This window comes from Marinobacter sp. V032, from assembly GCF_052645435.1.
In genome coordinates this window covers 291,742-306,472 of the sequence record NZ_JBQXYE010000002.1, presented here as the reverse complement: position 1 = coordinate 306,472, position 14,731 = coordinate 291,742, and the positions used below count along the sequence as shown (strand labels likewise).

General features: G+C 53.8%; 11 protein-coding genes. 1 reads left to right on the top strand and 10 read right to left on the bottom strand.

Going from position 1 to position 14,731, the window contains the following annotated elements:
- Nucleotides 1–276: 276 nt before the first annotated feature.
- Entirely contained in the window at nt 277–1,029 is a 753-nt protein-coding gene (locus ACUN9X_RS12970; protein ID WP_260037626.1) for a substrate-binding periplasmic protein, read from the bottom strand.
- Nucleotides 1,030–1,352: 323 nt separating this feature from the next.
- Between ACUN9X_RS12970 and ACUN9X_RS12965 the strand changes: the two genes are divergently transcribed.
- Nucleotides 1,353–2,321, top strand: a complete 969-nt coding sequence (locus ACUN9X_RS12965; RefSeq protein ID WP_260037628.1) for a GGDEF domain-containing protein — start codon at nt 1,353–1,355, stop codon at nt 2,319–2,321.
- A gap of 90 nt (nt 2,322–2,411) precedes the next feature.
- Here the strand turns inward: ACUN9X_RS12965 and rluB are convergent, their stop codons facing one another.
- The 9 genes from rluB to ACUN9X_RS12920 all read right to left on the bottom strand — a co-directional run bounded on the left by rluB (nt 2,412) and on the right by ACUN9X_RS12920 (nt 14,424).
- Entirely contained in the window at nt 2,412–3,422 is a 1,011-nt protein-coding gene (gene rluB / locus ACUN9X_RS12960) for a 23S rRNA pseudouridine(2605) synthase RluB (protein ID WP_445473349.1), read from the bottom strand.
- Between the two features lie 32 nt (nt 3,423–3,454).
- Nucleotides 3,455–4,117, bottom strand: coding sequence for an SMC-Scp complex subunit ScpB (gene scpB / locus ACUN9X_RS12955; RefSeq protein WP_260037632.1), 663 nt, complete (start codon nt 4,115–4,117; stop codon nt 3,455–3,457).
- A 33-nt stretch (nt 4,118–4,150) separates the two neighbouring features.
- Nucleotides 4,151–5,023 (bottom strand): segregation and condensation protein A, encoded by an 873-nt coding sequence (locus ACUN9X_RS12950; RefSeq protein WP_445473348.1) that lies wholly within the window; start codon nt 5,021–5,023, stop codon nt 4,151–4,153.
- A gap of 26 nt (nt 5,024–5,049) precedes the next feature.
- A complete protein-coding gene (locus ACUN9X_RS12945; protein ID WP_260037635.1) occupies nt 5,050–6,264 on the bottom strand; it encodes a tryptophan--tRNA ligase in 1,215 nt (404 codons plus the stop codon).
- Between the two features lie 223 nt (nt 6,265–6,487).
- Nucleotides 6,488–7,360, bottom strand: coding sequence for a succinate--CoA ligase subunit alpha (gene sucD, locus ACUN9X_RS12940; protein WP_445473347.1), 873 nt, complete (start codon nt 7,358–7,360; stop codon nt 6,488–6,490).
- Nucleotides 7,360–8,526, bottom strand: a complete 1,167-nt coding sequence (gene sucC / locus ACUN9X_RS12935) for an ADP-forming succinate--CoA ligase subunit beta (protein WP_260037638.1) — start codon at nt 8,524–8,526, stop codon at nt 7,360–7,362. Before sucC ends, sucD begins: the two co-directional genes overlap by 1 nt.
- Nucleotides 8,527–8,843: 317 nt before the next feature.
- Complete coding sequence (gene lpdA / locus ACUN9X_RS12930) at nt 8,844–10,286, bottom strand: dihydrolipoyl dehydrogenase (protein WP_260037640.1); 1,443 nt, start codon at nt 10,284–10,286, stop codon at nt 8,844–8,846.
- A gap of 37 nt (nt 10,287–10,323) precedes the next feature.
- A complete protein-coding gene (gene odhB, locus ACUN9X_RS12925) occupies nt 10,324–11,562 on the bottom strand; it encodes a 2-oxoglutarate dehydrogenase complex dihydrolipoyllysine-residue succinyltransferase (RefSeq protein ID WP_445473346.1) in 1,239 nt (412 codons plus the stop codon).
- A 24-nt stretch (nt 11,563–11,586) separates the two neighbouring features.
- The gene (locus ACUN9X_RS12920; protein WP_260037644.1) at nt 11,587–14,424 is read right to left on the bottom strand and encodes a 2-oxoglutarate dehydrogenase E1 component; all 2,838 of its coding nucleotides are present in this window, start codon (nt 14,422–14,424) and stop codon (nt 11,587–11,589) included.
- Nucleotides 14,425–14,731: the final 307 nt, after the last annotated feature.

The following is a 14,731-nucleotide window of genomic DNA, read 5'->3' as shown; positions in this document are numbered from 1 at the left end:
GATGCGCTATTTTCGAGCGCCTTTCCATGCGCCACGTTTCACACCCCTTTCTCGCCTTGAGCGCCGCCATCAGCGAGAAGATAAAAGCACAACGGTGATAAATTTCCTGACATCGACCTGCACACAACGATGCGTACAGTCTGAGGTCAGACGATGACAGGCGCATTACCAGTTGTTGAGATTGCAGGAGGATACCCGTTTGTCACAAACATGACGACAAAACTAACAGACTAACCGACAGGTTCATTCCCGGTTATTTCATAACCATCTCTGCGATCACGGGCCAGGCGATGGCAGGTAAGTACTGTAACGACCGGATTGCCGAAACGCTTGTAGCCGTCTATTAAACTTTTCACGAAGCATCTTGCTGTCTTTGTTGACCTTCGGGAACATCACAAAACTCTTGTTTTCCAAAAACGGTTTCGGGTGATGGGTGATCTGCGATACTTCTTCAGGGGCAAGCTCCCGAGCCATTACTTCATAGCCAACGCTAATCTCTTCAGGAAACAAATCAATTCGTCCTATCAGCAAACGCTTGAAATTTTGCCGGTTGCGCGACATTCGTTCCATTTTGAAGACACCACGCGCCAGCGCATCATCAAAAGCAGGGCCATAGCTGTACCCCATACCGCCGCCGAGCGTGAGCCCTCGAAGATCTTCAAGCGTGCTCCAGTTGAACCCCTTGTTTTTCCGGTAAAAGAATACAAACGTCTCATTCAGCACCGGATCACTGAACAAAAACTCCCTCTCTCTTTCCGACTTATACATCCATACAGCGGTTGCATCCTGCTTTCCCAAAGCAGCCTCACGGTAAGCTCTGTTCCACGGCAGAAAATGAAAACGGACGCGATAGCCTTCTTCAGCAAAAACATCGCTTATCAGGTGGGCAATCGGCCCGTTATGCGGCCGTGTCTGGTCGAAAAATGGAGGCCAGTCGCCCACAGAGATATCCAATGGCTTGAGTTCGTCCGAGAAAGCCAAAGAGACCCAAAGCGTCGCGATAATTGCACACACAATACGACTGATCATTCGTTGCGTTTCGCTCCTGAAGAGACAAACCAGAACATGTCGGCTCACTAAAGGCCGTCCGCATATTTAACAATAGTCACTAAATCGATATCGGGTCTCGGGATCTGTGGCATTTTGCGCCACTTCAACAACGGAACCTATTGTGTCCTTATTGCATCACGGTGGCGACAGCTTGCCGCAAGCAGGCGTCATTAAATTGTCGAGCCTCTTATTATTCGCCTTAAAACGAGCCAGAATATAAAATAAGCATTTGTTTAAAATACACTTTTAGACATGGGCACGAAGCTTGCTTTTTCCTCAATATATCCATGGGAGCACGCTGTATGCCGTCCAATCCAACACAACTCACCAGTCAGCTAAAACGCGAGCAGGCCCTCGCCGATCTTGAGCGCATCAGTGCCCAGTGGCAGGCCGACTCTGACGTTTTCACGCAAGTCAGCCGAAAAATGGCGACAACACTGGACCTGAGAACATTGCTGGCAATTTTCGCTGAAGAGATGCTGCCTCACGTTGCGTTTGATCGTGTCGTTTATAACCATACAGTTGAAGGCATGCCCATTCATATCAGTATTGGCAAGGGTGGCAACCATCGTTGCGAATACCGCCTCAACCTTGAGGGTGCGTGTTACGGCGACCTTCGCATCTTTCGCCGCCACCGGTTTGCTGAGCAGGAACTGCGATTCATCGAACAGCTGCTGAGCATCGCTATTCATCCGATCCGCAATGCCATCCGGTTTGAGACTGTACAGCGGGCCGCATTAACGGACGTGGTGACGGGTATCCCGAACAAACGAGCATTCGAGGACGCACTGGAGCGGGAGGCCTCTCTTGGCAACCGTCACGGTGATAGCTGTGCCTTGATCCTGTGTGACCTTGATCATTTCAAATCGATTAACGACACCTTCGGCCACAAAGCGGGGGACGACATTCTGCGAGCAGTAGCACTTAGCCTCCAGGATGCGACCCGTACCAGCGATCTGGTTTACCGGATTGGCGGTGAAGAGTTCGCCATCATACTGCCACGGGTAAATTCAAAAGAAGCGATCGTCGTTGCCGACCGAATCCGCAAGACAATTGAAACAATCAGCATTGAAACAGCGAGCGGAAAAGCGAAAGTAACCTCGAGTGCCGGTGTTGCAATACGAGCAACAGGCGAACCCGCAGACCCCTGGTTCTGCAGGGCAGACAAAGCGCTCTACAACGCCAAGAATGAAGGCAGGAACTGCACCCGGCAAGCGCTTCCCGGGCTGGATTCGGACGTCACCCCTATCAGAGGTGGGCGCCGTTCCTGAGCACAAAAACAAAGCCCGAAATACGCTGAGGTATTTCGGGCCAGATTCATACCGCCTTTAAGCGATCACGCGCCCTAAAGGGCTCACGAACTAGCGCCTGTTTTTTGGCGCCTTGTCAGAGCGCTCGGAACCCCCCCCATCTTTACGCGACGACTTCCCAAGAGGCCGGGTGGACACACTGCCTTTGCGGAATCCACCAGCACCTGAACCCTTGTTAGGCCGTTTACCCTGCTGTCTGCGCTGCGCGGCCTGCTCATCGGGTGTTTTAGCCGGGATCGCCAGAGGCTCGAGCCCAACCATTTTGCTGAGAGCGTCGATTTCTTTCTGCTCCATCTCGTCCCAACGCCCGACACTCAGGCGACTTGGCAGGAAAGCTGGACCAAAACGAACGCGCTTCAGGCGACTGACTTTCACGTCCTGCGATTCCCACAACCGCCTCACCTCACGGTTGCGACCTTCAAACAATGTCACGTGATACCACTTATTAATACCCGCACCGCCTGCAGCCGATATATCAGAAAACTTCGCCATGCCGTCATCAAGAAGAACACCTGTAAGCAAACGCTGCAGCATTGCGTCATCAACCTGACCAAACACCCTGACCGCATACTCCCGATCCACCTGATAAGAAGGATGCATCAATCGATTAGCCAACTCGCCATCGGTCGTAAACAACATCAAACCTGTGGTGTTGATGTCGAGCCGTCCGATCGCTATCCAGCGCTGATCACGCAATTTAGGCAGCCGATCAAAGACCGTCGGACGGCCTTCCGGGTCCTTGCGGGTCGTCACCTCGCCTTCCGGCTTGTTGTACATCAGTACACGCCTTACCGGGGACTGGGCCGACTCTATACTGATGCGCTTGCCATCCAGCGCGATAGCATCCTCGACCGTGACTTTTTGTCCCGGAATAGCCACTTCCCGGTTGACGGTAATCCGCCCTTCTTCGATCCAGGCTTCCACCTCACGACGGGAGCCGACGCCGGTCCGCGACAACACTTTCTGCAAGCGCTCGGGTGGCAGGTCATGCGTGACAGGTTTCTGATCATCATTTCGTGATTGATCAGCTTTGGCCGAACGCGGTACGCGCTTCTGCGCCATGGGTATATCCTTTCAGGTGACGCGGTTCCCTGTTAATGAAGGGTTCCGGATATGGATTCATCGACATCATTCTCTGGCGCGTCGGTATCGGATGCATCAGAGGACGGTTCAAACTGGATTTCAGCCTGGATTTTCTGCTCAATCTCCCGACCGATTTCTTCGAGATCTCTTATTTCAGAAAGCGGCGGCAGCTGCTCAAGCGTTTTCAGGCCAAAGTAATCGAGAAACTGACGGGTTGTGGCATACATGGCCGGCCTGCCCGGTACATCTTTATGTCCGACGATACGCAGCCATTCTCGTTCAGTCAGCGTGCGGATGATATTGCTGCTTACCGCAACGCCGCGAATATCTTCAATTTCGCCCCGGGTGATGGGCTGGCGATAGGCAATCAGGGCCAGGGTTTCAAGCAGTGCCCGGGAATAACGCTGAGGCTTCTCCTCAAACAAGCGCCCTACCCAGGCTGCGTATTCCGAGCGAATCTGGAGACGATAGCCACTGGCCACTTTAATCACTTCATAACTCCGATCCGCGCACGCCAACTCCAGCTGGCTGATGGCGTGCTCGATCACCTGACGCGCAGGACGATCATCTTCGGTAAACAGCTCTCGAAGTTGATCAAGATTCAGCGGCTTCCCGGATGCCAGTAAGGCACCTTCGATAATATTCTGGACCCGGCGGATCTGCTCTTCATTCATGACAATCGTTCTGATTTATCTCACTAAAGGATTCTAGACCACGGCGCGAGCGCGCACATGAATCGGCCCCAAGACTTCAACCTGAGCAACCTCTATCAGCTGTTCTTTAACAAGCTCAAGCGTTGCCAGAAAGGTAACCACCACGCCAAGCCGACCTTCTTCGATGGTGAACAAGCTCTCAAAGGATACAAACCGATCATCTGACAGTGATGCCAATATATGGGACATCCGCTCTCGCGTTGACAAGCGCTCGCGCTCAACCTGGTGATTGGAAAACAGATCAGCCCGCTGAAGCACGCCTCTCAGGGCCAACAACATTTCCTTGAGATCGACATCCGGATGTATCTGACCACTTTGCATTTTGGGTGGTACGGACGAACAACTAAAGGTATCCCGCTCCATGCGCGGGAGGGCGTCAATGTCCTCGGCCGCCTTCTTGAAGCGCTCATACTGCTGAAGCCGCCGAATCAACTCGGCCCGGGGATCAACCTCTTCATCTTCGTCGTTGGTCATGCGCGGCAACAACATTCGCGACTTTATCTCAGCCAGTGTAGCCGCCATGACCAAATACTCGGCCGCCAATTCAAATCGCATCGACTCGACCGCCCCAATGTAATCCATGTATTGGCGGGTAATCTCACTGACATCAATCTCGAGGATGTCCATGTTCTGACGGCGAATCAGGTACAGCAGCAGGTCCAGAGGCCCCTCGAAGGCCTCCAGAAACACAGCAAGCGCATCAGGTGGGATGTACAGATCCTGAGGAATATCCGTCAGCGGCTTGCCGGAGACCAACGCCAGCGATCCTTTCTCCACTGCAGTCGCAGTGGCCGTCTCAGCCGGACCCGTATCGTCGTGACCGGTTTCGGCTGAAGGTTCGTTTTCAACGGGCTGTTCATCTACCATTTGCGTCTGCCATGCATGCTGCCGACTCAGCGGTAATTAAGACCCATAGCCTGCCGAACCTCTTCGAGAGTTTCTCGTGCAGCGTCTCGTGCCTGCTCGCAACCTTCTTCGATTATCGAGCGCACCAGTTCGGGGTTCTCTTCGTATTCGCGGGCACGCTCGTGCAGCGGGCGCTGCTCCTCAACAATAGAGTCAATCAACGGCTTCTTGCAATCGAGGCATCCGATGCCAGCGCTACGGCAGCCGACCTGAACCCATTCCTGGGTGGCAGCATCCGAGTACACCTTGTGAAGGCCCCATACCGGGCATTTCTCAGGCTCGCCCGGGTCTGTCCGGCGCACCCGCTGGGGATCGGTCTGCATCACACGAATTTTCTGCGCGACGCTATCTGGCTCCTCCCGCAGGCCAATCGTATTGTGATAGGACTTGGACATTTTCTGGCCGTCCAACCCTGGCATTTTCGAGTCTGGCGTTAATAGCGCCTGGGGCTCCGGCAGAATGACCTTACCGCCACCCTCGATGTAACCATAAAGGCGTTCGCTGTCGCCCATGGAGATATTTTGCTGCTCTTTCAGAAGCGCGCGGGCGCGGTCGAGGGACTCAATATCGCCCTCCTCCTGATAACGCCTCTTCAAAGCCCGGTAGAGCTTGGCGTTCTTCTTGCCCATTTTGGTAATGGCCGCTTCGGCCTGCTCTTCAAACCCCGGCTCCCGGCCGTAAATATGGTTGAACCGACGCGCCATCTCGCGGGTGAACTCAATATGGGAAACCTGATCAGCACCGACCGGAACACGACCGGCCCGATATAAAAGAATGTCAGCGCTCTGAAGTAGCGGATAGCCTAAAAAACCGTAAGTTGCGAGGTCTTTCTCACGTAGTTTCTCTTGCTGATCCTTATAAGTCGGCACACGCTCGAGCCAGCCCAGTGGCGTGATCATCGACAACAACAGATTCAGCTCGGCGTGCTCTGGCACTTTCGATTGAACGAAAATGGTAGCAGAGCCGGGATTAACACCAGCTGCCAGCCAATCAATGACCATGTCCCAGACACTCCCCTCAATACCACTGGGGTCATCATACTGAGTGGTCAGCGCATGCCAGTCTGCGATGAAGAAAAAGCACTCGAATTCATGCTGAAGTTTGATCCAGTTTTTTAACACGCCGTGGTAGTGACCCAGGTGCAGTTTACCGGTAGGACGCATGCCAGACAGCACGCGCTGCTGGGGATCTACAGAACTCAAAGCATGAACTCCTTAATGAAATTTTTTGAACGCACATCAGCCTGCCGTCGGAGAGGCATCCGGTTCCAAGCATGACTGTCGCCCGGAATTATAAACTAATGAGCCGAGCCGGACAGGTTAACGCGAAAACGGCCAATGTCCTAGAAAACCGTCTTACTTGAACGAAAAAACCCCTGTTCTCTAGCGAAAGAGAACAGGGGTTCAGGATGTGCATTCGGCTAGTTTACCAGCCAGTCACTTCCTTCAATGCAGCACCGATATCAGCCAGGCTGCGTACGGTTTTAACACCCGCGCTTTCCAGAGCTGCAAACTTGTCGTCTGCTGTGCCCTTGCCGCCCGCGATGATAGCGCCAGCGTGACCCATGCGCTTACCTGCTGGTGCGGTAACACCGGCGATGTAGGAAACGACAGGCTTGGTGACGTTTTCCTTGATGAAGGCAGCCGCCTCTTCTTCGGCGTTACCACCGATTTCACCAATCATCACGATCGCTTCTGTAGCCGGATCGTCCTGCAGCAGCTTCAGAATATCGATGAAGCTGGACCCGGGAATCGGATCACCACCGATGCCGACACAGGTTGACTGGCCAAAGCCAAAGTCAGTGGTCTGCTTGACCGCTTCGTAAGTCAGCGTACCTGAACGGGACACAATGCCAACTTTACCGGCCTTGTGGATATGCCCCGGCATGATGCCGATCTTGCACTGGTCAGGCGTGATAACACCTGGGCAGTTAGGACCAATCATCCGCACGCCTTTACGATCGACGTACTCTTTCGCGTACAGCATGTCGATGGTCGGGATACCTTCGGTGATGCAGACGATCAGTTCGAGGCCGGCATCAGCCGCTTCGATGATGGCATCCTTACAGAAAGGTGCTGGCACATAGATAACCGTCGCAGTTGCACCGGTAGTTTCAACGGCGTCACGCACGGTATTGAATACAGGCAGACCAAGGTGCTTGGTGCCGCCCTTACCGGGGCTTACGCCGCCGACCATCTGTGTACCATATTCAATTGCCTGCTCAGAGTGGAAAGTGCCTTGTGCACCGGTAAAGCCCTGGCAGATAACCTTGGTGTTCTTGTCGATCAGGATGCTCATTATTTACCCCCCGCGGCTTTTACGACTTGCTGTGCAGCATCCGTAAGACTGGTTGCGGCAATGATGTTCAGGCCGCTGTCTGCAAGTACCTTGGAACCCAGTTCAGCGTTGTTACCTTCAAGGCGAACAACAACCGGTACTTTTACACCCACTTCCTTAACGGCACCGATAATGCCCTCTGCGATCATGTCGCAGCGCACAATACCGCCAAAGATGTTGACCAGAACCGCCTGAACCGCGTCGTCAGAAAGAATGATCTTGAACGCTTCGGTAACGCGCTCTTTGGTTGCCCCGCCGCCAACGTCGAGGAAGTTTGCAGGCTGGCCGCCGTTGAGCTTGACGATATCCATGGTACCCATTGCAAGACCGGCACCATTGACCATGCAGCCGATGTTACCTTCAAGAGCAACGTAGTTGAGCTCCCACTTGGCTGCGTCCGCTTCGCGCTGATCTTCCTGGGAAGGATCGTGCATCTCACGGATTTGTGGCTGGCGATACAAGGCATTTCCATCAACGCCAATTTTCGCGTCCAGGCAGTGCAAGTTGCCCTTATCGGTAATGACCAGCGGGTTAATTTCGAGCAGCGCCAGATCCTTATCTTCAAACAGCTTCGCAAGACCCAGGAAGATCTTGGTGAACTGTTTGATCTGGTCACCCTCAAGGCCCAATTTGAAGGCAAGCTCACGCCCCTGATAGGCCTGAGCGCCAACCAGCGGGTCAATTTCGGCTTTCAGAATCTTTTCTGGCGTCTTTTCTGCAACGGTCTCGATATCAACGCCGCCTTCGGTCGATGCCATAAAAACAACACGACGCGAACCACGGTCAACAACCGCACCCAGATAAAGCTCCTGGTCAATGTCAGTCAGGTCTTCGACCAGAATCTTGGTGACCGGCTGGCCCTTTTCGTCAGTCTGGTACGTCACCAGGTTCTTGCCCAGCCAATGCTCGGCGAACTCACGGATTTCGTCTTTGCTGCTAACCAGCTTTACGCCGCCAGCTTTACCACGGCCACCAGCGTGAACCTGTGCTTTGACGACCCAACGATCACCGCCGATCTCAGCGGCTGCGGCAACGGCTTCAGCCGGCGTATCGCACGCCACACCTTTGGAAACTGGCAGGCCGTATTCAGCAAATAGCTGTTTGCCCTGATATTCGTGCAAATTCATAGCGTTGTCCCACTCTTATATGGAGGATAACCATTTCAGAAGTTGACGGCAGAAATCACGCTCCCGGCGCGCTTCCTGCAGTCACTCCCCTGGGAATGTGAACCCGCAAACTGCGAATTCTGTGCGGGCGCATCAGGGGTCACCTCGATACACCCTTTTCCGGTAAAGCCACGACATCGGAACAGCTCCTGCAGACCACGAACTATTCCTGATATCTCAGGCCACCGGATGAAAGGTCGATGTCGACCCCGAGACACTGCGCTGCGTCCCGCTTGGTACTGTGCGAAAAAGGCCGGAGTAACCCGGCCTGTCTGTTCTTATTTTTTCTTGCGTTTGTTGGCGATATGAATAGCACCACCACCAACAGCAAGGGCTGCTTCATGAACCGACTCGGACAGCGTCGGATGCGCAAAGCAGGTCAGCGCCAAATCTTCGGCACTAGAGCCAAATTCCATTGCAATCACGCCCTGGGCGACGATTTCAGACGCCTGAGGCCCAATCACATGGAAACCAAGAATGCGGTCTGTTTTCTCGTCGGCGATGATTTTCACCATACCCGTAGCAGCGTTTGCCGCCATCGCCCGGCCGTTCGCAGCAAATGGGAAGGTGCCTACATTATAGGCCTCACCTTCTGATTTGAGCTGCTCTTCGGTTTTACCTACCCAAGCCAGTTCAGGATGGGTGTAGATAACATTGGGAATGCAGTCGTAGTTCACCTGCGGCTTGTGACCGGCGATACGCTCGACCACAACAATGCCCTCTTCCGAGGCTTTGTGCGCCAACATAGGCCCACGAACCACATCACCAATCGCGTAAACGCCCGGAGCATCTGTCTGGCAGAAATCATCAACGAAGATGAACCCGCGCTCATCCAGGTTGACACCGCTATCTGCTGCAAGCAGGTTGTCAGTATTGGGGCGACGACCGACGGCAACGATCAGCTTGTCGACCTTCAGTTCCTGTTCGCCTTTGGCATCTTCATAAGTCACGGTGACCAGATTACGCTTGACGCTGGTACCGGTAACGCGAGCTTTCAGTTTGATATCAAGGCCTTGCTTCTTGAACTGCTTCAGGGCCTCTTTCGCGCACTGCTGATCCACGTTCGGCAGGAAGGTATCAAGCGCTTCAATAACCGTCACCTCGGATCCAAGCCGGGACCAGACACTGCCCAGCTCAAGACCAATGACGCCAGCACCGATAACACCCACGCGCTTCGGCACTTCATCAAATTCCAGTGCACCTTCGGAATCAACAATGAAACCGTCAGTCAGCGGTGCAGGCGGAATATTAATGGGATCAGAACCAGTAGCGAGAATGACGTTGTCAGCTTCGTACGTCGTGACCTTGTCATCCTTGTCAGTAACTTCTACCTGGCGATTCGCCAGCAGGCGGCCACGGCCATATATGGAAGTGACGCCGTTTGCCTTGAACAACTGGGCGATGCCGCCGGTCAACTGCTTAACGATACCGTCCTTGCGCTCCATCATTTTGGAGACGTTGATCGCCGGATCCTTAACCTCAATACCCTGGTCGGCGAAGCTGTGGCTGGCTTCCTCAAATTTGTGGGAAATTTCCAGCAACGCTTTGGACGGGATGCAACCGACGTTCAGACAGGTGCCACCAAGCACCTGCTGCTTGCCATCTTTGGAAGTCCAGTTTTCAACACACGCGACTTTCATTCCCAGCTGGGCCGCTTTAATGGCAGCGACATAGCCGCCAGGGCCCGCACCGATAACGATGACATCGAACTTGTCAGACATGTTTTATCCTGTTTCTCTGATGCGTTGATTTACCGAGTTAAACATCCAGCAGAATTCGAGCCGGGTCTTCCACCATCTCTTTAATGGCTACCAGGAACTGAACCGCTTCCTTGCCATCGATCATACGGTGGTCATACGACAGCGCGAGATACATCATCGGCAGAATGACCACCTGACCGTCAACCGCCATCGGACGTTCCTGAATCTTGTGCATGCCCAGAATTGCAGTCTGGGGCGGGTTCAGAATAGGCGTTGACATCAGTGAGCCAAATACACCGCCGTTCGAAATCGTGAAGGTGCCACCGGTCATTTCTTCGATGCCCAGCTTGCCATCGCGAGCCTTGGCACCGTATTCGACAATGGTCTTCTCGATGTCAGACAAACCCATGCCATCGGTGTCACGCAGAATCGGCACAACCAGACCACGATCACTGGATACGGCGACACCAATATCCTGATAGCCATGGTAGACCATGTCGTTGCCATCAATGGATGCGTTAACCGCCGGGAAGCGCTTGAGCGCCTCTGTGGATGCTTTGATAAACAGAGACATAAAGCCGAGCTTGACGCCATGGCGCTTCTCGAACCCGTCTTTGTACTGCTTGCGCAGATCCATCAGCGGCTTCATGTTGACCTCGTTAAAGGTCGTCAGCATCGCAGCGCTCTGCTGCGCATTAACCAGACGCTTGGCAATACTTGCGCGCAGACGTGTCATCGGAACACGTTTTTCTGCCCGCTCTCCTGCCGGCACATCGGCGGCTGGAGCAGCCTTGGCCGCAGCTGAAGCTGCTGGCGCCTTGCTGCCACTATCATCAATAGCTTTCTGGACGTCTTCCTTGGTAACCCGACCGTCTTTGCCTGAACCCTTGATTGAGTCCGGATCAACGTCATTTTCATCTGCCAACTTGCGAGCCGCCGGGCTGAGAATCGCACTACTCTCGGTGCTGCCGGACTTGTCAGAAGACTCCGAAGACGCTGCGGGTTTGGAATCGTCACTCTTCGCTTCGGGTTTATCGCTGGAGGACGCACTGCCACTTGCGCCTTCCTTGAATTTACCCACGACTTCGCCGCTTTCGACAGTGTCGCCTTCATCTTTGAGGATTTCTTCAATAACGCCATCAGCTGGCGCCACGACCTCAAGCACAACTTTATCTGTTTCGATATCAACAATCAGCTCGTCGCGCTCAACGGACTCACCGACTTTTTTATGCCAGGTTGCGACTGTGCCTTCGGCGACAGACTCAGGAAATACAGGAGCTTTAATTTCGGTAGACATCTCGGTTCCTTAATTCGGTTGCTCTTAGAGCTCGAACGCGTCGTTAACCAGTTTCTTCTGCTCTTCAATATGTACGGCAAGGTGACCGCACGCCGGTGCTGCTGAAGCATCGCGACCTGAATACTGAAGGTAGAGTTTCGGATTGTGGCGATGAAGCGCCTGGCGCATATGATGCTGACTCGGATACCAGGCCCCCTGGTTCATCGGCTCTTCCTGACACCAGACGACATGGGTAAGTTTGGTATACGGCTTCAGAATCTCGTCCAGATCTTCTGCCGGGAACGGATAAAGCTGCTCCAGACGAATGATCATGACGTCGTCACGCTCGTCGGCTTTCTTCTTCTCAAGCAAATCAAAAAAGACCTTGCCGCTGCACATGATCAGACGACGCGTCTTCTTCGGCTCTGGCGGCTCCTTTTCCGGGAGCACAGTCTGGAATGTTCCCTGGGTCAAATCATCCAGCCCCGAAGTGGCCTCTTTGTGGCGCAAAAGACTCTTAGGCGTGATCGCAACCAATGGCTTCCGGAGAGGCCGCTTCACCTGACGACGAAGCATATGGAATACCTGAGATGGCGTCGTCGGCACGCAAACCTGAATATTATGCTCGGCGCTCAACTGAAGGAAGCGCTCCAGGCGCGCGGAGCTGTGCTCTGGGCCCTGACCCTCATAGCCATGGGGAAGCAACAGCGTCAGACCGCAAAGCCTGCCCCATTTATGCTCGCCGCTGGTCAGGAATTGGTCGATCACAACCTGGGCGCCGTTGGCAAAATCACCAAACTGAGCTTCCCACACAACCAGCGTATCCGGCGTGGTGGTTGAATAACCGTATTCGAACGCCATGGCTGCTTCTTCAGAAAGAAGCGAGTCATGAATCTCGAGCCTCGGCTGGGTATCCGATAGATTCTTCAGCGGCGTGTAGGTTTCACCGTTTTTCTGGTTATGGAGCACGGCATGTCGGTGCGAGAAGGTACCGCGACCAACATCCTGCCCTGTCAACCGAATGGGATGCCCCTCATTAAGAAGCGTCGCATAGGCCATGACCTCACCATAACCCCAGTTAATCGGCAATGCGCCTTGGGTCATTTTGTTGCGGTCATCGATGATTTTGGACACCTGGCGCTGAACCGGAAACCCTTCTGGCAACTGACCGAGCTTCTTGCCAAGCCGCTGCAGCGTGCGCAATGCAACACTGGTTTTGCACTTCGCAGTCCACTTGTGACCAAGGTGAGGCTGCCAGTCCACGTAGAGCGCCTTGTTTGGCTCTTTCACCAACGATTTGACGACGTGATCACCTTTGTCGAGCGCATCACGGTATTCAAGCTCCATCGCCTTGGCATCGTCTTCGCCCAATACACCAGCTTCTTGCAACTGAATAGCGTAGAGCTCGCGAGTGGTCTTACGGCTGCGAATTTTTTCATACATGAGCGGCTGGGTAGCGGATGGCTCATCAGCTTCGTTGTGGCCGCGACGACGATAGCAAACGAGGTCAATGACCACATCGCGCTTGAATTCGTTGCGGTAGTCCATCGCCATCTGGGTGACAAACAGGACCGCTTCAGGGTCATCGGCGTTAACGTGCAAGATCGGCGCATGGACCATCTTGGCGATATCAGTGCAATACTCGGTAGAGCGCGCATCGTCCTGTCGGCTGGTAGTGAAACCAACCTGGTTGTTAATCACAACGTGTATGGTACCGCCAACGCCATAACCACGAGTCTGAGACATCTGGAATGTCTCCATCACCACGCCCTGGCCCGCGAAAGCCGCGTCACCGTGCATAATGATCGGCAGCACCTGCTCGCCTGTGGTATCGCTACGACGCGTCTGACGCGCGCGGACGGAGCCCTCAACAACCGGCGACACAATTTCAAGATGTGACGGGTTAAAGGCCAGCGCAAGGTGCATCTCGCCGCCTTCAGTCATCACATTGGAAGAGAAGCCCTGGTGGTATTTCACGTCACCGGAGCCGGCATCTGCGAGCTTCTTGCCTTCAAACTCGTCGAACAGCTCCTTGGGGTTTTTACCTAAGGTATTCACGAGAACATTCAGTCGGCCGCGGTGCGCCATGCCGATAACCACTTCTTTACCGCCGTAAGAGCCCGCCCGCTGAATCAATTCGTCAACCAGCGGAATCAGGCTTTCACCACCTTCCAGGCCGAAACGCTTAACACCGGGATAACGGGAACCGAGATACTTCTCGAGACCTTCAGCAGCGGTGAGTCGTTCAAGGATATGACGCCGGGTTTTGGGTTCGTATTCAGGATGGGAGCGCACGGGCTCCATTCTCTGCTGGAACCAGCGTTTAATCCGCGTATCGACAATGTGCATGTATTCCGCGCCGATGCTGCCGCAATAGGTTTGTTCCAAACCTTCGACAATATCGCGCAGCTTCATGGTTTCAGCGCCGAAGCACAGTGAACCTGTCTGGAACTCCAGATCCAGATCAGCTTCGGTCAAATCATGGAAACCAATATCAAGATCTTCTACAGGCGCACGCTCCCAAACCCCTAGCGGGTCGAGCTTGGACTGTTGGTGACCTCGAAAACGGAAGGCATTAATCAGCTGGAGAACGCGGATCTGCTTACGATCGGCATCAGATGTAGCCGAAGCAGGTACACCACCGGCCGACAAACGACGCTGATTACGGGAAATGTGTTCGAACTGCTCACGAATGGCAGCGTGGGAAACATCGGTGCCTTTGGTGTCTTCGACACGCGGCAGCTTATCGAAATAATTACGCCATTCCTCTGGAATCGCGTTGGGATCGATCAGATAAGCTTCAAATAGCTCTTCAACATAGGTCAGATTCCCGCCTTGAAGATGGGAGGTCTGCCATAACTGCTCCATGATGCTTTCATGCATTTTGAATAGCTCACCTTGGACTGGAGCGGGGAGCAATCGGAGGATGGCAAGGGGTAAACGACAGTCACCAAGATGTCGGGCCGATGACTGCTGCCACCACAGAGATTACACGGATGTTTTCCGTTCCCCGGTGGTTCAACTCAGGAAAGCCGTCACGCAGACTTTATGGGCCTGCGCAACGGCTTCCGTAGTTTGCCCTTCGTACCCGTCTTTGGGTATTAGCCAATGGTGTTAGCCAATAAAGACATTCACCAAACAGGCGCGAAAGGCTCGATCATCAGAACAGTATAGCGTCAGAATCAGGCTT